The sequence below is a fragment of the Pseudarthrobacter woesei genome, from assembly GCF_055412745.1.
Map to the genome: position 1 here is coordinate 223,976 of NZ_JBVAYU010000006.1, position 17,273 is coordinate 241,248.

The following is a 17,273-nucleotide window of genomic DNA, read 5'->3' on the forward strand; positions in this document are numbered from 1 at the left end:
TGGTGCCTCTCAAACGTTCTGGTGTTCGGGGGTGGCGGTGTCAGCGGCCAGCTGCTCGCGCAGCCGGAAGTGCTGGAGTTTGCCGCTGGGGTTGCGGGGCAGGCCGTCGACGAAGTTCACCTGGCGCGGGTACTTGTACGGGGCGATGGTCTGCTTGACGAAGTCCTGGATTTCCTTGCGTTTGGCGTCATCGGCCTCGACGCCCTCGCGCAGCACGATGAAGGCGCAGACGACACTGCCCCGGTCCGGGTCGGGCCGGCCAACGACGGCGTTTTCCATCACGTCCGGGTGCCGGTCAATCGCGGCCTCGACCTCGGGGGCGCCGATGTTATAGCCGGAGGAAACAATCATATTGTCGGAGCGGGCCTGGTAATAGAAGTAGCCGTCGTCGTCCCGGCTGAAGGTGTCACCGGTGACGTTCCAGCCGTTGACGACGTAGTCAAGCTGGCGTGAATCGTTGAGGTAGCGGCAGCCGGTGGGGCCGATGACGGCGAGGCGTCCGACGGCGTTCGGGCCGAGTTCCCGGCCGTCCTCGTCAAGGATGGTGGCCCGGTAGCCGGGGACGGCCGTGCCGGTGGCGCCGGTGCGGATGTCCTCGCCTGCCGCGGAGATGAAGACGTGCAGCATTTCGGTGGCGCCGATGCCGTTGACCAGCTTCAGTCCGGTGCGTTCATGGACGGTGCGCCAGGTTTCGGCCGGCAGGTGCTCACCGGCCGAGACGGCGGTGCGGAGGCTGGCGAGCAGCCCCTCGGCGCCTTCCTTGAGGATCGCCTTGTAGGCAGTCGGGGCGGTGAACAGGATGGTGGCCTTCGCCGTGTGCACGGCCTCCGCCAGTTCAAGCGGGGTGGCGCGTTCGGTCAGCAGCGCGGCGGCGCCGAAGCGCAGCGGGAAGACCACAAGGCCGCCCAGCCCGAAGGTGAAGGCCAGCGGCGGGGACCCCGCGAACACATCCTCCGGCGTGGGCGCCAGGATGTGCCGGGCGAAGGTGTCCGCGTTGGCGAGGATGTCGCGGTGGAAGTGCATGGTGATCTTCGGCGTCCCGGTGGTGCCCGACGTCGGGCCGAGCAGCGCGACGTCGTCCGCCGCCGTCGGGACGTCGCTGAACTCGCCGCTCTTGGCAGCACAACGGGCGACGAGGTCCGCGCCGGTGCTGCCCCCCATGGCCAGCACCGGCACGTCGTTTCCGGCGGCTTCGGCGAGGTCTTCGAGGAACCGGCTGTCGCACAGGGCGGCGGCCGGACGGGTCAGTTCCAGCAGCGTCCGGATTTCGCCGGCGCGCAGGGCCGGCATGATGGTGACGACCACGCCGCCGGCCTTCAGTACTCCGAGCCAGGCCGCGACGAGCCACGGGTTGTTCGGCGAGCGCAGCATCACGCGGTTGCCGGGGACGATCCCGAAGTCCTCGACCAGGACCTGTGCCACCTGGTTGGCGCGGCGCTGCAGTTCCCCGTAGCTCCAGGACCCGCCGTCGGGCGTGAGCAGGGCCGGGCGGTCGGCACCAAAGCTGCGGACGGCGTCGTCAATCAGCGCGGTGGCGGCGTTGAGCTGCTGCGGGTACTGCAGTTCCGGGAGCGTGAACTCCAGCGCGGGCCACTGCTCCGCCGGAGGCAGATTGTCACGCGCAAAGGTGTCCTGGTGCGCCGAGGGCGTCAGATCCATGGCAAGCCTTTCGTATCGTCATTGATATGAGGTAACAGCTAAGAGGTGGAACGGCTCATCGATTGCTCCGAAACGGCCGTGTTGACGGGCCAAAAGGGCACTTACGGAGCAGTCGACTTCCGGATCATGCCTTCCTGGACCACCGTGGCCAGGAGCCGGCCCTGCCGGTCGTAGAAGTGGCCCTGCGCGAGGCCGCGGCTCGCCTGCGCCGAGACGGCTTCCTGGACGTAGAGCAGCCAGTCGTCAACCCGGCCCTCGCGGTGGAACCACATGGCGTGGTCCAGGCTGGCGGTGACCAGGCCCGGGTCGCCCCAGGCGTAGCCGTGGACGCGGAGCACCGGTTCCAGGATGGTGTAGTCGCAGACGTAGGCCAGTGCGGCACGCTGTAGGTCCGGGTCGTCCGGGAGCCGGTCGAAGGCCTTCACCCAGACGGCCTGGTGCGGCACCTGTTCCCCCTCGACGCTGAGGTAGACGGCGCCGGGCACGTGCCGCATGTCGAAGCTGCGGCCGCCGGACCAGTAGGCCGCGGCGTCGCCTTCGACGCCGTCGAGCACGTCGGCGGAAGACGGCAGCGACTCCGGCGCCGGGACCCCGGCCGGCATGGCCCGGGCAAACTCCTCGCCGGGTTCCTCCGCATGGAAGGACGCCATGGCCACGTAGACGGTCTTTCCGTTCTGGTAGGCGCGGACCTGCCGGGTGGAGTAGCCCCGCCCGTCGCGGAGCCGCTCCACCTCGTAGCGGACCTCGGCGCCGATGTCCGCCGGGCGCATGAAGTAGCTGTGCATCGAGTGCAGCGAGCGGTCATCCCCCACCGACCGCATCGCGGCCGCCGCGGCCTGGGCCACCATGTCCCCGCCATAGGCCTTGGGCCACGGCACATACTGCGTCGTGGCCGTGTAGGCCTCGTCCAGGAACTCCGGCTCGACCGGCGTCAGTTCCAGGGCGGACAGGAGGATCTCCGAAGTGGGGTTCATACCCGGCGGTACCCTGCGAGCGTGGAGTCGTCGACGTCGTCGAGGTTTACCACGATGTTTTCCGGCGTCCGGGCGGTCAGCCAGACGAGTTCTTCGGTGGTGCTCATGTTGGCTTCCACATGCGGCATGTACGGCGGGACGAAGACCCAGTCGCCCTCGGTCATGTCGATGAAGTCCTCGAAGCGGGCGCCGAAGTAGATCCGGCCGCGGCCGCGCAGCACGTAGCCGCCGGTCTCGGCTTCGCCGTGGTGGTGCGGGAAGGAGCGGTAGCCGGGCTCGTTGCTGACCTGGCCGTACCAAATCTTTGTAGCAGGGGTGTGCTGCGGACTGACCCCGGAGATGCGGACGGCCCCGCCGGACTGGCCGGTGTCGCGGTGCTCTGCGCCCTTGCGGGTGACGACGGGGACAATCTGTTCGGTCAGCTGCTGGCTGATCTGTTCGGTCATGGTGTTTCCTCTCTGTCGGCGGCAGTCTCGGGGCTGCCGCCGGTCGGTTGCGCTGGTGGGAGCTTAGAGCCGGACGGTGTTGGTGAGGGTGCCGATGCCCTCGATCTCGGTGGTGACGACGTCGCCGTCGTGCAGGAAGCGCGGCGGATTGGCTCCCATGCCGACGCCGCCGGGGGTGCCGGTGAGGACGACGTCGCCGGGGCTCAGCCGGGTGAAGGTGGAGATGTAGGCCAGCAGGGCGGCGGCGGTGAAGACGAGCGTTTTGGTGTTGCCGTTCTGGACTTCTTCGCCGTTGACCAGGCAGCGGACCCGGACGCCGGCCTCGGGGTCGCATTCGTCCGGGGTCACCAGCACGGGACCCAGCGGGGTGGTCCGGTCGAAGGCCTTGCCCTGGAACCACTGCAGGGTGCGGCTCTGCCAGTCGCGCAGCGAGATGTCGTTCGCCACGGTGTACCCGGCGATCGCGGCGGAGGCCTCGGCCGGCGAGGCATTCTTGAGCGGGGCGCCGACGACGACCGCCAGCTCGGCTTCCCAGTCCAGTCTGGCGCCGTGGCCGCCGGCATCGATGACCCCGCCGTCGCCGATCAGGGTATCGGCATACTTGGCGAAAAGGGTGGGGTATTCCGGCCGCTCCCGGCCCATTTCCTCGATGTGGTCAGCGTAGTTCAGACCGCAGCAGATGACCTTGGCCGGGCTGGGCAGGGCGGCGGCAAAGCGTGCTTCGTCCACCGGAACACTGGCCTCGGCCATGCCGTCCGCGTGCGCGGCCACGGCGGCAGTAGCCTGCGCCCGCCAGTCGGGGCTCTCCAACAGTTCATTGAGGTCCCGGGCGGCGAGCAGCACAAAGCGGTCCCCGGACTGCACGGCAGCCCGGGTGTCTTGGCCGTCCGCGGCGTCGCGGGCTGCGGTAATGATGGTCGCAAGTCGCATGGTTGGATACTTCCGGTTCGGCGGCGGAACCGGCCCCTTTGCCGATTCCGGTGACTGCCCCACTGTGGCATCCCCTGACGGGGTATGTCGACATTTTTACGGTCGTCACATATGCTCAACTTAACACGATTTCACCGCTTTGGGTAGACCGGCCGCAGTTCCGGATTCTGCCGGCCCGCTCTCCGAACCACCGCCGACTCAATGAGGAGCCCCATGAACCACAAGGTCATCAACCCCGCAGCCCTGGCCAAGCCCTCCGGATTCGCCCACGGCGTCCTCGCCGGCACTACCGTTTACTTGGGCGGCCAGACGGCCATGGACGGCACCGGCGACATTGTTCCCGGCGGCATCGTGGAGCAGTTCCGCCAGTGCTTCTCCAACGTCCTCGTCACCCTGGCGGAGGCCGGCGGCGAGCCCTCGGACCTCGTAAACGTCAACATCTACCTGACCGATGTCGAGGATTACCAGAAAAACGGCCGCGAAATCGGGCGAATCTGGCGCGAAATGGCGGGCACCGACTACCCCGCGATGGCCGGCGTCGGCGTCACTCGGCTCTGGCAGCCCGAGGCACTTATCGAGATCCAGGCCATCGCCGTCGTGGCAGGGCAGAAGTAGGAGACCCGGCGGCGGAAGCCTTAGGTCCGTGCCGGCACGGACGGTTTCAACAGCCGCTCGGCATGCTGGCGGGACGGTCCGCTGAGGATGCGGTGGAGATCGGCGAAGATTGACTCCGCGGTGAGCCCGTGCCATCCGGCGGGAAGGAACTCCGCCGGCAGCCCCGGATCCAGGTACGGCAGCCGCCGCCACTGGGTGAGGAGCTGGATGTAGTCGGCGAAGGCGGCACGGTCCGCGTCGGGTCCGGGCGTCGGCGCCGCGGGCGATTCCCAGCGTTCCAGCACCGGTGCGAAGCGTTCAATGAACTCCGCGTAGAGCGCCTCAAGGGCCGGAAGGTCCCACCACCGGGAGACCTTGTCCCGCACATGGTCCGAGGTCAGGTGCTCGGCGGCAAAGAACTCCACATATTCGGTCAGGCCCGCACGCTCCAACTGGTGCCTGATCTCCTCGTAGGTGGTGCCCGGCGCGATCCACAGGCCCGGGGTGACGGAGCCGAAGCCCATCCGGGTCAGCGTGCTGCGCAGTTGGTGCCGGAGGTGGCGCTGCGATTCCGGGACGGAGAAGGCGACAAGGAGCCAGCGGTCGGCGGCCGTCGCGCGCCGGGGCGAGAAGATGCGGCGGTCGCCCTCCTGGAACACGTCCTCAAGGTCCGGGGCCAGCCGGTAGGCGGCGACACCGCCCTGCCTGACGCTTTCCAGCACGCCGCGGCGCTTGAGCCTAGACACGGAGGACCGCACCCCGGAGGATTCCACGCCCAGGTCGTCCAGCATTGAGATCAGCACGGAGACCGGCATGACTCCGCCGTTGGGGCGTCCGTACAGGCCGTAGATGGTGACAATCAGCTGCTGGTGGCGCGGAGCCTGCCGGGGAACGGCACCCTCGCCCGCAGGCGCGGAGTCCGGCTCCTGGGCAGCGGTCGGTGCAGGCACGGGGTCGTCTACCACCGTCGGTCTTCCCTCGGGAGAACAGTCATGGATCTAGGCTATAGACCTCCGCCCGGAGCGGCGGGCAGGACGCTCCGCGGCGCCGGGCCGGCGTGACTTGTTCGGAGAACGCCGACGGCTGGGGTAAGGTAAATCTCGTTGTCCCCGGGACCAAGTCCAGCATTTTGGACAGTCCCACTGCGGCTGTAGCTCAATGGTAGAGCGCTAGCTTCCCAAGCTTGATACGCGGGTTCGATTCCCGTCAGCCGCTCCGATCCCCTGCAGAAATCCGATCAGCGGACGCCTCCGGGGCTGTTAGGTCACTACCTGTAGGGTTCGAAGTCAGGAACCTCTTCGGTTCCGCTACAGGAGCGATCATGGCTGACAAATCACCGCGTCAAGCAGCATCCAAGAAGTCCGGCAAGTCCCTCAAGGAAAAGCGGGCCGACAAGAGGAACGATGCGGCGCCGCCCAGCTCCATGGACAAGGCGACCAGCGCCAAGCCGGCGAGTCCCAAAAAGAAGTGAGCGGCACATCAAGCCACCTCACCCTCGGAGTCCTTGCCGGCACACGGAAGCCTGACGAGCGCCGCCTCCCGATCCACCCGCTCCATCTGGACCGCATCGCCCCGGAACTCCGGCAGCGGCTGATCCTGGAAGAGGGCTACGGCGAGCGTTTCGGTGTTTCGGATGACCACCTGGCACCCCTCGTGGGGCGCATCGCGCCGCGCGTGCAGCTCCTGGCGGAGGCCGACGTCGTCCTCCTGCCTAAGCCGCAGCCCGAAGACCTGGCCGAACTCCGTGACGGGCAGATCCTGTGGGGCTGGCCGCACTGCGTCCAGGACCGTGCCATCACCCAGCTGGCGATCGACAAGAAGCTCACACTGATCGCCTTTGAGGCCATGAACCATTGGGCCAGCGACGGCGGCTTCGGACTCCACGTGTTCCACAAGAACAACGAGATGGCCGGCTACTGCTCCGTGCTGCATTCCCTGGCCCTCACGGGATCCACCGGAGACTACGGCCGCCGGCTCAGCGCCGTCGTCATCGGCTTTGGGGCCACGGCCCGGGGCGCGGTCACAGCCCTGAACGCCCACGGTGTCCACGACGTCCAGGTGCTGACCAGCCGCGGTGTTGCCGCGGTGGGCTCCCCCATCCACTCGGTGCGGATCGCCCAGTTCGACCATGATGACAAGGCGCCCTACCTCAGCCAGGTCATCACCGAGCGAGGACGTGTGCCGCTGGCCCCGTTCCTCGCCGAGAGCGACATCGTGGTCAACTGCACGCTGCAGGATCCCAATGCGCCGCTGACGTACCTGCGCATCGAGGATCTCGCCGCGTTCCGGCCCGGCAGCCTGATCGTGGACGTGTCCTGCGACGAGGGCATGGGCTTCAGCTGGGCGAAGAGCACCACCTTCGCCGAGCCCATGTTCAAGGTGGGCGACCACATCGACTACTACGCGGTGGACCACAGCCCGTCCTACCTTTGGAACTCCGCCAGCTGGGAAATCAGCGAGGCGCTGCTGCCGTTCCTGGAAACCGTGATGTCCGGCCCCGAAGCCTGGGCCGGACATGAAACGATCCGCCGCGCAATCGAAATCCGCGACGGTGCAGTCCAGAACCCGGATGTGCTGCAGTTCCAGCATCGGGAGCCGGAGTACCCGCACCTGCCGCTGGGCGCCTAGGAGTCCGGTCGCTTAGACCGTTTCGGGGACCCGGGGCGCGGCGGCGGCCGGCCGCCCGCCCGGGTGCTGCGCGCGTCCTTGGCCGGCCCGCTTCCGGACGATCCGCACGAGCCGGCGCCGGTCCCTCAGATCCACCTTGAGCATCAGCTGATCCCGGCGCGCCAGCACGACGGCGACGGCGGCCGCGGCGAGTGCCGGCACCGCGCCGGAGACCAGGATGGCGGTGTGCGGGTCGATGTGCTCGGCCAGCCAGCCAATCATTGGGCCGCCGATCGCCTGCCCGCCGATCAGCACCATGATGTACAGGCTCATCACGCGTCCGCGGATGGCCATGTTGGAGCTGATCTGGACCAGCTGGTTGGCGGCGGTCAGGAACATCAGGCACCAGAACCCTGCAAGCACCATCGCTGCGCCGAACCACATCATGGACGGCGCCAGCGACGCGAGGCAAAGCGTGAGCCCGTACATGCCGGCCCCCAGCATCACCGAGCGCAGCCGCAGCTCACGCCGCCGCGCAGAGGTAATCGCCCCGGCCAGCGCCCCCAGTGCCACCAGTGCGTTCAGCAGGCCGTAGCCGCCGGCGCCGACGTCGTACACATGGTCCGCAAACGCGGCCAGCAGCACCGGCAGGCTCATCGCGAACACGGCGATGAATCCGGCCATCAGCCAGGGCCAGTAGATGGTGGGCTTGCCCAGCGCGTAGTTGAGCCCCTCTTTCAGCATGCCTTTGCGCTTGGCCGCCGGGGCGCTGATGTACAGCTGGTCCCTCCGCAGCGTGAGCAGCATGGCCACGGTGAAGCAGCAGGCCACGGCGTTGCCGGCAAAGGCCCAGCCGGCGCCCACTGCGGTGAGCAGCAACCCGGCGACCGCGGGGCCGATCAGGCCGCCAAGCTGGAAGATGGTGGAGTTCACGCTGATGGCGTTCCTCAGGTAGGCCGGCCCCACAAGTTCGTTGACGAAGACCTGCCGCGCCGGCTGGTCCAGTACAGTGACCAGGCCCAGCGCCAGGGCGATGGCGTAGACGTGCCAGACTTCGATCCGCTGGGTCAGGGCCAGCACCGCGAGGAGTGCCGCCAGCACCGCGGCCACCGACTGGCAGAGCATGAGGATCTTCCGCTTCGCGAAGCGGTCCGCCATCATCCCCGCCCACGGACCGAGGAACAGCGAGGGCAGGAACTGCAGCGCCACAGTGAAGCCGACGGCGGTGACCGAGCCCGAGAGCTGGAGCACCAGCCAGTCCTGGGCGATCCGCTGCATCCACAGGGCGATGACGGCGATGAAATGGCCCACCGCGAAGATGCGGAAATTCCGGACCTTCAGCGAGATGAAGGTGTGGCGCCACGGCAGGCGCTCATGGACGACGGCGATCGGTGCGGTGTTGATGTCCGGCAGTGAAGTTACATTGGCCTGTAACGGCGGAGGGGGTGCCACGGAAAGTCCTCAAGCGAGCGGGTGTGCGGGGATGCCTTAACGCTAAGCTGGCCGGGACAGATTATGGAAGCTTATTCTCCGCATAACTCGCATTACGAAACGCAATGCGGTGCGCGCGTGCCGCAGGCCAGGAGTCCGCATGTTCGAACCCGCCCAGCTCCGCTCCTTCCTGGCCGTCGCCGAAACCCTGAGTTTCACCAAGGCCGCCGAGCGGCTGGGCCTCGCGCAGCCCACCGTCAGCCAGCATGTCCGCAAGCTTGAGTCCGCCGCGAAGCGGGTCCTCGTTGCCCGCGACACCCGCGATGTGCGCCTGACCGACAACGGCGACGCCATGGCCGGGTTCGCCCGCAGCATCCTGTCCGCGCACGACGCCGCGTCCCGTTACTTTTCCGGATCAGCCATGCGCGGACGGCTGCGGTTCGGCACCGCCGATGACCTCGCCATCACGGGTCTGCCCCGGATCCTTCGGGAGTTCCGCCAGGTCTACCCCCAGATCAACCTGGAACTGACGGTGGGCCAAAGCGACCAGCTCTACAAGCGCCTCAACGCCGGGCAGTTGGACCTCGTTTTCGTCAAATGGGTGGCCGGGGCCAAGGACGGCACCGTGGTCCAGCAGGACTCCTTCGCTTGGGTGGGCCTGGAGCAGACTGTCCTGGATCCGGCCGAGTCCGTACCACTGATTGCCTACCCTTCCCCCAGCCTGAGCCGCAAGCTCGCCATCGACGCGCTCGAAGCCACCGGCCGGACCTGGCGGATCACGTGTACCACCCGGCAGATCAGCGGCGTCCTCGCCGCCGTGCGGGCAGGCATCGGCGTCGCCGTGATGCCGTCCTCGCTGGTCCCGGAGGACCTGTTGATCATCACCCGGCGCTTCGATCTCCCGCCCGTTGGCGACGTCGACTTCACCCTGATCCGCAACCCGCTGGCCAACACCGAGGTGATCGAGGCCCTCACCCAGGCGATCGTGGGCCGGACGCTGAAGCGCTCCGCCTGAGCCGGCGGCGCCGTGCCTTCGGCGGCATGAGTACGTGTACATCCCGTGTACCTACTTGGAGAATGTACTTACGCGGTGCCATTGATCGCCCGTGATCCGTGGCATATCCTGAAAATGTTGAAGGTCAAGCAGAGGCCAATGACAACGATTCAAAGAAACGAACGCTGTCCAGTGCGTCTGCCTTTTGGCGACGGCACAGAAGGCGTTCGGGATGGGCCGACAATGACGCCAGCCATAAACCGACCACAATTTCCCACAGCACCGGCAGTCCATACGCTGCAGGCGGTGCGCCCGCCGGCTACCACCGTGCACCGCGGTGCCGCGGCCCAGCACGCCAGCCGGGGACGCCGGGATCCGCACCCCGCCACGCTGGTGGAGGCCGAGTACGTCGGCAGCCCCTACTGCGAACGCTGCGGTACCGACGAGTTCATCTACCTGGAGACTTTTGTCCCTGCCACGCATCACCGGGACGGCTCCGTCAAAAAACTGGGCGAAGTCACCTACTTCTGCTCCGGCTGCGACGATTTCTCCGCGCACGCCGTGCCCGCGGCCTGGGTGCCGCCCGGCTGGTACTTCGGCTGAGTCCCGATCACACCGGCCCTTTAACTTAACGAGTAACTTAACGAGCCGGGCGGCCACCATTGGAGGGCGGCCGCCCGGCTCGTTTGTTGTGCCGCGTCCGGCGCGGGAGACCTGCTAGATCAGGCCGTCCGAGATGTGGTTCGGGGTGCCGAAGCGGTGCGCCGTGATGCTGATAGCCTGCTCGTGCAGGTATGGCAGCAGCTCGACGCGGCCGGCTTCGGTCACCGGGTGGAAGTACGTCGCCAGGTCCGGGCGTCCGCCGGTGGCCTCCGCGAGTGCCTTCGCATCCCCGCCGAGGAGCCGGATCCGTCCGCCGGCGAGCGCGCCCGCCGCGGAGAGTGTGCCGGCCGCCGCCAGCCACTCGGCGTCGCTCTCCACCGTGACGGCAATGCCGAGACCGGACAGTACTGCGCGCAGCTGGGCGGGCAGTTCGACGGCGGTGGAGACGGTCAGCGCCGAGCCCGCCAGGACACCGGCCGCAACGGTCCGGACGAACGCACCGAGCGGTTCGCCTTCAGAGCGGCGGATGGTGACCGGCAGCGGGCGGTAGCGGAAGATGTTGCGTTCGGCGCCCAGGCCGGAGACGTCCTTCGCGGTGCCGAACTCCTCGGCCCAGGCAAGGGCGTCGGAGGCCAGGGCACGCTGCAGGGGAGCCAGCTCCTCGGCGGCCAGGAAGCTCTTGGCGGCATCCTCGATCCGGCGGACACCGGGGTGCGCCGGGGCTGCGGCGCCGTTGCTGGCGGCGGTGCTGGCCTTGCTGGTCCATGCGCCGAGGCCGACGAGGTAGTTGGGCCCTCCGGCCTTGGTTCCGGCGCCGACGGCGGACTTCTTCCAGCCGCCGAAGGGCTGGCGCTGCACAATGGCCCCGGTGATGCCGCGGTTGATGTAGAGGTTGCCGGCCTGGACAGTGTCCAGCCAGGTCCCCAGTTCCTCGGCGTCGAGCGAGTGCAGGCCCGAAGTGAGCCCGTAGTCGATCTGGTTCTGGATGGCGATGGCGTCTTCCAGCGTGTCCGCGGTCATGACGCCGAGCACGGGACCGAAGAATTCGGTGAGGTGGAAGTAGGATCCGCGGCGGACGCCGTAGCGGATGCCCGGGCTCCACAGCCTGCCGGTTTCATCGAGTTTCTGCGGCTCCACGGCCCAGCTTTCGCCTTCGCCCAGGGTGGTGAGGGCGTTGAGCAGCTTGCCGTTGGCAGGCTCGATGATGGGGCCCATCTGGCTGGTCGGATCCTCGGGGTACCCGACCTTGAGCGACGTGACGGCATCGATCAGCTGGTTGTGGAAGCGCTTCGATTTGGCAACGGACCCGACGAGGATCACCAGCGAGGCGGCGGAGCACTTCTGCCCCGCGTGGCCGAAAGCGGAGTACGCCACGTCCTTCGCCGCGAGATCAAAATCGGCGCTCGGGGTGACGATGATGGCGTTCTTGCCGCTGGTCTCGGCCAGGAGCGGCAGGTCCTGGCGGAAGGTGCGGAACAGTTCGGCGGTCTCGTAGCCGCCGGTCAGGATGACCCGGTCCACGTCGGGGTGGGCGATCAGCTGCCGGCCGAGCTCACGCTCGCCCAGCTGGACCAGGGTGAGCACATCGCGGGGCACACCGGCTTCCCAGAGCGCCTCCACCATAACGGCACCGCTGCGGCAGGCCTGCCTTGCGGGCTTGATCACGACGGCGGAGCCGGCGGCGAGGGCCGCCAGGGCGGAGCCGGCGGGGATGGCGACCGGGAAGTTCCACGGCGGGGTGACCAGGGTGAGCTTCGCCGGAACGAAGGTGGCGCCGTCGACGTCGTCGAGCTTGCGGGCCAATTCTGCGTAGTAGTGCGCGAAGTCCACGGCCTCGCTGACCTCGGGATCGCCCTGGTCGAGGGTCTTGCCGGTCTCGCTGGCCATAACCTCGAGCAGCTCGGCGCGGCGGGACTCCAGGACGTCGCCGGCGCGGTGCAGGATCGCCGCACGCTCGGCGCCGGAGAGCGCACCCCAGGCCTGGCCCTTTTGCACGGCGGTCTCGATCACGGTGGTGAGCGTGGCGGCGTCGTTGATGGTGGCGGCCTCCACGGCGGCATTGCCGAGGGTGGAGGACGGGACACGCCCCAGAATGGCGCGGCCCCAGTCGCGGTTGGCCGGCAGCGAGGGGTCGGTGTCCGGAGTGGTCTCGAAGGAGTCGTGCGGCAGCGGCGCGGCAGGGAGGCTGCGGTTCTGCCGGCGGCTGGGCGGCGGGACCTCGTCGTCGAGCCTGGCGAGGGAGGCGAGGAAGCGCTGCTTCTCACGCTCGAAGAGAGTCTCGTTTTCGCTGAGTTCGAAAACTGCGGACATGAAGTTGTCCTGGCTGGCGCCTTCTTCGAGCCGGCGGATCAGGTAGGCAATCGCGACGTCGAACTCGGCGGGGTGGACCACGGGTGTGTAGAGCAGCAGCGAGCCGACATCTTGTCTGACGGCTTCGGCCTGGCCCTGGGCCATGCCGAGCAGCATCTCGAATTCGATCCCGGACTCGACGCCGCGCTGCTTGGCCAGCAGCCAGGCGAAGGCGATGTCGAAGAGGTTGTGGCCGGCCACGCCGATCCGGATGTTGCGGATCCTGTCCGGGTGCAGCGAATAGTTGATGACGCGCTTGTAGTTGGTGTCCGAGTCCTGCTTGGTGCCCCAGGTGGCGAGCGGCCAGTCATGCAGGGAGGCTTCGACCTGCTCCATCGGCAGGTTGGCGCCTTTGACGACCCGGACCTTGATCGCGGCGCCGCCGCTGGTGCGGCGGGCGGCGGCCCAGTCCTGCAGGCGGATCATCGCGGCGAGGGCGTCCGGGAGGTAGGCCTGCAGCACAATGCCGGCCTCAAGGTTCTTGAATTCCGGCTTGTCCAGGATCCGGGTGAAGACCGCGATGGTCATATCCAGGTCCTTGTACTCCTCCATGTCCAGGTTGATGAACTTGGCTTTCTGCCCGCCGGCGGCGAAGGAAGCGGCGCGGGTGAAGAGCGGGGTGAGCTTCTCGACCACGTGCTCCACGGCCTCGTCGAAGGCCCAGGCGGAGTGCGGGGCGACGGTGGAGGAGACCTTGATGGAGACGTAGTCGACGTCCGGGCGGGACAGCAGGGTGTGGGTGCCCTCCAGACGGCGGGAGGCCTCGTGCTCGCCGAGCACGGCCTCGCCGAGGAGGTTGACGTTGAGCTTGATGCCGTCCTTGCGGATCTTGGCGATGGCCGGGCCCAGCTTGGCGTCGGTCGCGTCGACGATCAGGTGGCCGACCATTTCGCGGAGCACGCGGCGGGCGATCGGGATGACCACCTGCGGCAGGACGGGTGCCATGGTGCCGCCGAGGCGGACGGCGCTGCGCATGTACCAGGGCAGGAATGCCGGGACCTTCGGGGCGAGGGCGGCCAGGTTGCGGGCGGCGACGTGGAGGTCTTCGGGGCGGACGACGCCGTCGACGAACCCGACTGTGAAGTCCAGGCCGTTGGGGTCCTTGAGGACGCCGGCGAGCTGCTGCGCGGAGGCGTCGACCGGGACCCGTGCGGCTTCGGTGAGCCAGTGGCGTACCAGCCCGATGGTTTCCTCGGCGAGGGCTGCGGCCTCAAGGACCGGGGAGCCTTCCGAGACGGGTGCGTGCTCGGCCGTGTTGCCGGTGTTCACACCGGACTCCGTTGAAATCTTGGTCATGGCTGGTACTCGTTCTTTCTCAAAATATGGACCGTTCCAAGAATCAGTATGCGACCGGATTTTCATAAGATAAAGCGATGTTTTCCGAGCAGTACAGGTTAGAAAAATCGAAGGTTTTCACCGCCGGATCCCCCTCACCGTCCGGCCCCTTGCAGGCGACCCTCCCTCACCTCCGCCCCGCAACGACGAACCCTCCCCACATGAGGTGAGGAGGGTTCGTCGTATGCGCCCTGGAGGTGAGGGACCGTCCGGCGGCTAGCCGACGTGGCGGTGCATCTCCTCTGCTTCTGCGTGACGCGGGCTGTCCGGGTTCATCAGCGAGTGCTTGCGCCCGTAGCCGAAGTAGATGACCAGGCCTATGACCAGCCAGACTCCGAAGCGTGCCCAGGTCTCCCAGTGCAGCTGGAACATCAGGAACGCCGAAGCCAGGACGCCGAAGGCCGGAATCACCGGCATCAGGGGCAGGCGGAAGGTCCGTGGGGCATCGGGCTTCTTGTAGCGGAAGACGATCACCGAGAAGCAGACGACGACGAAGGCGGCCAGAATGCCGATGTTGGTCAGGTCCGCGACGGCCTTGATCGGGAAGACGCCGGCCAGCAGGGCCGAGCCGATCCCGGCAATCCAGGTGACACGCTGCGGGGTGCCGTGCCGGTCCGTCTTGGCGAACCAGCCGGGGAGCAGACCGTCGCGGCTCATTGAGAACCAGACACGGGTGACACCGAGGAGGAAGGTGAGCATAACCGTCATGATGGACAACACCGCGAAGACGGAGATGATGGTGGCGATGACCGGCAAGCCCACGCCGTTGAACGCGGAGGCGAACCCGGCCTTGGGGTCGATGTCCTGGTAGTTCTGCATGCCGGTCAGCACCAGGGTGGCGGCGACATACAAGAGCATGGCGATGATCAGGGAGAGGATGATGGCCTTCGGCATGTGCTTCTTGCCATCCGTGGCTTCCTCCGCGGCGGTGCTCATGGCGTCATAGCCGAAGACCGCGAAGAACACGGTGGCGGACCCCGCCAGGACCGGACCGAAGCCGCTGGGCATAAACGGGTTGTAGTTGTTGGTATCGATGTAGAAGATGCCTAGGCCAATGATGAAGAGGATCAGGACCACCTTGATGGCTACCGCCACGAGCTCAAAGCGGCCGAAGGCGCGCGTGCCGCGGGAGAGGATCCAGGTAACGAGCAGGCAGACCAGAATCGCCGGAATGTTGACGATGCCGCCTTTGCCTTCGTCCGGCGTCGAGGTCATCCAGACAGGCATGTTGATGCCGATGCCGGAGAGGAACGCGTCGAAGTAACCGGAAATGCCGATTGCCACCACTGCCACGATCGCGATGTACTCGAGCAGCAGATCCCAGCCGATGAACCAGCCGATCACCTCCCCCAGCGCCACGTATCCGTAGGTGTAGGCAGAACCCGCCCGCGGGATCATGCCGGCGAACTCGGCGTAGGACAGGGCCGCAGCCGCGGAGGCCAGGCCCGCAATCAGGAAGGAAAACAGCACTGCCGGGCCGACTCCGGGTTCGGATTCGCTGCCGTGGGCCACCAGGCCGGCGAGGGAGAAGATGCCGACGCCGATGATGCCGCCGACGCCGATAGCGGTCAGCTGCCACAGCCCGAGGCTCTTCATCAAGCCGCTGTGTTTGTTCTCTTCTTCGATATCGTCAATCGGCTTGCGCCGCATGATCGATTTGGTCATATCTTTTGTACTCATCAAGGACTCCTGCTTAGGTGTGGCGCCCATCAATCCACCCTGTGATGGGGGTTACTCAGTGACTAACAGTATGCAAGCCCGATTGCATTAGATAAAGTGACTTCTCCTAATCAATAACCATTAGAATTCACAAAGGAATAGCGATGCTCGACGTTCGGCGTTTACGCCTGCTCCGCGAACTGAAGATCCGGGGCACCCTGGCGGAGGTCGCCGAGGCACTCCAGTACAGCCCGTCGTCGGTCTCGCAGCAGCTGGCCCTGCTGGAAAAGGAAGCCGGCGTTGAGCTGCTTCGCAAGACCGGGCGACGGGTGCAGCTCACTCCACAGGCCGAAGTCCTCGTGGCGCATACGGCCCAGCTGCTCGAAACCCTCGAGCAGGCCGAGGCTGATCTCGCGGCCTCGCTGACCACGGTGACGGGGACTGTGCGGATGGCCGTGTTCCAGTCCGCTGCGCTGGCGCTGATGCCCGACGCCCTGACCCGGATGTCCTCCAGCTACCCCGAGGTCCGGGTGGAAATGACGCAACGGGAACCGGAAACGGCCCTGCATGAGACCTGGGCCCGGGACTTCGACCTCGTGATCGCCGAGCAGTATCCCGGCCACGCCGCCCCGCGCTACGCGGAACTGGACAGGATCCGGCTGACGGGCGATGCGATCCGCCTCGCGGTTCCGCCACCCTCCCCGGACCGGCCGTCCATCACTTCCCTCGCCGACACCGCGGAGCTGGCGTGGGTAATGGAACCCCGAGGTGCTGCTTCCCGGCACTGGGCCGAGCAGGCGTGCCGGAGCGCCGGTTTCGAGCCCGACGTCAGATTCGAAACCGCTGACCTGCAGGCGCAGATCCGGCTGATCGAGTCCGGAAACGCCGTGGCCCTGATGCCGGATCTGGTCTGGACCGGACGGGCAACGACAGCCCGGCTGATCAACCTCCCGGGCGACCCGCACCGGACGGTCTTCACCTCGGTGCGGCGCTCGAGCGCCAAGCGGCCCGCCATCCTGGCGGCCCGGGAAGTCCTGGCCGAGACGGCCGCGTCCATCGCCCCCGCCGAGGCGGCGCCGCTGGACTGACCGCGGAGAGGCCGACGCCGGCATGGCAGCCCGCCGTCGGGTCCCTGCCCGTAATATGTAAGCGGTGTTCGCTGGCTCACAGCACGGCGGACGGCCCGACGCTAGACTGGTCACGTTATGAATCGCACAATATTCAAGTCCAAGATCCACCGCGCCACGGTCACCCACGCGGACCTTCACTATGTCGGTTCCGTCACCGTGGACCTGGATCTGCTCGAGGCCGCCGACATTCTCCCGGGAGAGCTCGTGGCGATCGTCGACATCACCAACGGCGCCCGGCTGGAAACGTACACGATTGCCGGTGAGCGTGGAACAGGGGTGATCGGGATCAACGGAGCCGCCGCACACCTCATGCATGAGAATGACATCGTCATCCTCATCACCTATGCCCAGATGACCACGGAAGAAGCCAGGGCGTTCAGCCCCAAGGTGGTCCATGTGGACAAGGACAACAGGATTATCGGGATCGGCAACGACCCCGCGGAGGGGCATACCCCCGGGATCATGCGCCCGCCGCACGCGCTGAACAACGCCGCACTGAACTAGCCTCCCTGATTGGGCCCCGACACCCCGCCCTGCTTCCGCCGCAACAGGCGCCCTGCCT

15 protein-coding genes and 1 tRNA gene are annotated in these 17,273 nt (G+C 67.1%); 8 read left to right on the forward strand and 8 right to left on the reverse strand.

Annotated elements, in window-relative coordinates:
* Nucleotides 1–9: 9 nt before the first annotated feature.
* From ACZYZE_RS11140 to ACZYZE_RS11155, 4 genes are all read right to left on the reverse strand, one after another.
* Nucleotides 10–1,659, reverse strand: coding sequence for an AMP-binding protein (locus ACZYZE_RS11140; RefSeq protein ID WP_463907687.1), 1,650 nt, complete (start codon nt 1,657–1,659; stop codon nt 10–12).
* Between the two features lie 101 nt (nt 1,660–1,760).
* The gene (locus tag ACZYZE_RS11145) at nt 1,761–2,633 is read right to left on the reverse strand and encodes an acyl-CoA thioesterase (protein ID WP_463907689.1); all 873 of its coding nucleotides are present in this window, start codon (nt 2,631–2,633) and stop codon (nt 1,761–1,763) included.
* Nucleotides 2,630–3,079, reverse strand: a complete 450-nt coding sequence (locus tag ACZYZE_RS11150) for a cupin domain-containing protein (RefSeq protein WP_463907691.1) — start codon at nt 3,077–3,079, stop codon at nt 2,630–2,632. Before ACZYZE_RS11150 ends, ACZYZE_RS11145 begins: the two co-directional genes overlap by 4 nt.
* 63 nt (nt 3,080–3,142) lie before the next feature.
* Complete coding sequence (locus tag ACZYZE_RS11155) at nt 3,143–4,009, reverse strand: fumarylacetoacetate hydrolase family protein (RefSeq protein WP_463907693.1); 867 nt, start codon at nt 4,007–4,009, stop codon at nt 3,143–3,145.
* A 213-nt stretch (nt 4,010–4,222) separates the two neighbouring features.
* On the opposite strand from ACZYZE_RS11155, the gene ACZYZE_RS11160 reads away from it, so the two are divergent.
* Nucleotides 4,223–4,624: a RidA family protein gene (locus ACZYZE_RS11160; RefSeq protein WP_463907695.1), complete on the forward strand. Its 402-nt coding sequence runs from the start codon at nt 4,223–4,225 to the stop codon at nt 4,622–4,624.
* A 20-nt stretch (nt 4,625–4,644) separates the two neighbouring features.
* Here ACZYZE_RS11160 and ACZYZE_RS11165 read toward each other — a convergent pair whose 3' ends face one another.
* Nucleotides 4,645–5,553, reverse strand: a complete 909-nt coding sequence (locus ACZYZE_RS11165; RefSeq protein ID WP_463907696.1) for a PaaX family transcriptional regulator — start codon at nt 5,551–5,553, stop codon at nt 4,645–4,647.
* Between the two features lie 194 nt (nt 5,554–5,747).
* Here ACZYZE_RS11165 and ACZYZE_RS11170 point away from each other — a divergent pair.
* From ACZYZE_RS11170 to ACZYZE_RS11180, 3 genes are all read left to right on the forward strand, one after another.
* A tRNA-Gly gene (locus tag ACZYZE_RS11170) sits at nt 5,748–5,818 on the forward strand.
* A gap of 106 nt (nt 5,819–5,924) precedes the next feature.
* Entirely contained in the window at nt 5,925–6,074 is a 150-nt protein-coding gene (locus tag ACZYZE_RS11175; RefSeq protein ID WP_459319863.1) for a hypothetical protein, read from the forward strand.
* Nucleotides 6,071–7,231, forward strand: a complete 1,161-nt coding sequence (locus ACZYZE_RS11180) for a N(5)-(carboxyethyl)ornithine synthase (RefSeq protein WP_459319864.1) — start codon at nt 6,071–6,073, stop codon at nt 7,229–7,231. The genes ACZYZE_RS11175 and ACZYZE_RS11180 overlap by 4 nt, the downstream gene beginning before the upstream one ends.
* Before the next feature lie 12 nt (nt 7,232–7,243).
* On the opposite strand, the gene ACZYZE_RS11185 is transcribed toward ACZYZE_RS11180, so the two are convergent.
* Nucleotides 7,244–8,662, reverse strand: a complete 1,419-nt coding sequence (locus ACZYZE_RS11185) for an MFS transporter (RefSeq protein ID WP_463907699.1) — start codon at nt 8,660–8,662, stop codon at nt 7,244–7,246.
* A 139-nt stretch (nt 8,663–8,801) separates the two neighbouring features.
* Between ACZYZE_RS11185 and ACZYZE_RS11190 the strand changes: the two genes are divergently transcribed.
* Together ACZYZE_RS11190 and ACZYZE_RS11195 are read left to right on the forward strand one after the other, a co-directional pair.
* Nucleotides 8,802–9,656, forward strand: coding sequence for a LysR substrate-binding domain-containing protein (locus ACZYZE_RS11190; protein ID WP_459319866.1), 855 nt, complete (start codon nt 8,802–8,804; stop codon nt 9,654–9,656).
* A gap of 285 nt (nt 9,657–9,941) precedes the next feature.
* Nucleotides 9,942–10,238: a hypothetical protein gene (locus tag ACZYZE_RS11195; protein WP_459319867.1), complete on the forward strand. Its 297-nt coding sequence runs from the start codon at nt 9,942–9,944 to the stop codon at nt 10,236–10,238.
* Between the two features lie 114 nt (nt 10,239–10,352).
* Here the strand turns inward: ACZYZE_RS11195 and ACZYZE_RS11200 are convergent, their stop codons facing one another.
* Entirely contained in the window at nt 10,353–13,883 is a 3,531-nt protein-coding gene (locus ACZYZE_RS11200; RefSeq protein ID WP_463907701.1) for a bifunctional proline dehydrogenase/L-glutamate gamma-semialdehyde dehydrogenase, read from the reverse strand.
* Between the two features lie 255 nt (nt 13,884–14,138).
* Nucleotides 14,139–15,602, reverse strand: coding sequence for an amino acid permease (locus ACZYZE_RS11205; protein WP_463907703.1), 1,464 nt, complete (start codon nt 15,600–15,602; stop codon nt 14,139–14,141).
* 143 nt (nt 15,603–15,745) lie between these two features.
* Between ACZYZE_RS11205 and ACZYZE_RS11210 the strand changes: the two genes are divergently transcribed.
* Nucleotides 15,746–16,669 carry a LysR family transcriptional regulator gene (locus tag ACZYZE_RS11210; RefSeq protein WP_459319870.1) on the forward strand — a complete coding sequence of 308 codons (924 nt, stop codon included), beginning with the start codon at nt 15,746–15,748 and terminating at the stop codon, nt 16,667–16,669.
* A 117-nt stretch (nt 16,670–16,786) separates the two neighbouring features.
* Entirely contained in the window at nt 16,787–17,215 is a 429-nt protein-coding gene (gene panD / locus ACZYZE_RS11215; protein WP_463907705.1) for an aspartate 1-decarboxylase, read from the forward strand.
* Nucleotides 17,216–17,273: the final 58 nt, after the last annotated feature.

Excerpts from the sequence above, each read along its gene's own strand:
- ACZYZE_RS11200 (WP_463907701.1), bottom strand. The coding sequence starts at position 13,883 with ATGACCAAGATTTCAACGGAGTCCGGTGTGAACACCGGCAACACGGCC.
- ACZYZE_RS11155 (WP_463907693.1), bottom strand. The coding sequence starts at position 4,009 with ATGCGACTTGCGACCATCATTACCGCAGCCCGCGACGCCGCGGACGGC.
- ACZYZE_RS11210 (WP_459319870.1), top strand. The coding sequence starts at position 15,746 with ATGCTCGACGTTCGGCGTTTACGCCTGCTCCGCGAACTGAAGATCCGG.
- ACZYZE_RS11145 (WP_463907689.1), bottom strand. The coding sequence starts at position 2,633 with ATGAACCCCACTTCGGAGATCCTCCTGTCCGCCCTGGAACTGACGCCG.
- ACZYZE_RS11150 (WP_463907691.1), bottom strand. The coding sequence starts at position 3,079 with ATGACCGAACAGATCAGCCAGCAGCTGACCGAACAGATTGTCCCCGTC.
- ACZYZE_RS11205 (WP_463907703.1), bottom strand. The coding sequence starts at position 15,602 with ATGAGTACAAAAGATATGACCAAATCGATCATGCGGCGCAAGCCGATT.
- ACZYZE_RS11160 (WP_463907695.1), top strand. The coding sequence starts at position 4,223 with ATGAACCACAAGGTCATCAACCCCGCAGCCCTGGCCAAGCCCTCCGGA.
- ACZYZE_RS11140 (WP_463907687.1), bottom strand. The coding sequence starts at position 1,659 with ATGGATCTGACGCCCTCGGCGCACCAGGACACCTTTGCGCGTGACAAT.
- ACZYZE_RS11190 (WP_459319866.1), top strand. The coding sequence starts at position 8,802 with ATGTTCGAACCCGCCCAGCTCCGCTCCTTCCTGGCCGTCGCCGAAACC.
- panD (WP_463907705.1), top strand. The coding sequence starts at position 16,787 with ATGAATCGCACAATATTCAAGTCCAAGATCCACCGCGCCACGGTCACC.
- ACZYZE_RS11175 (WP_459319863.1), top strand. The coding sequence starts at position 5,925 with ATGGCTGACAAATCACCGCGTCAAGCAGCATCCAAGAAGTCCGGCAAG.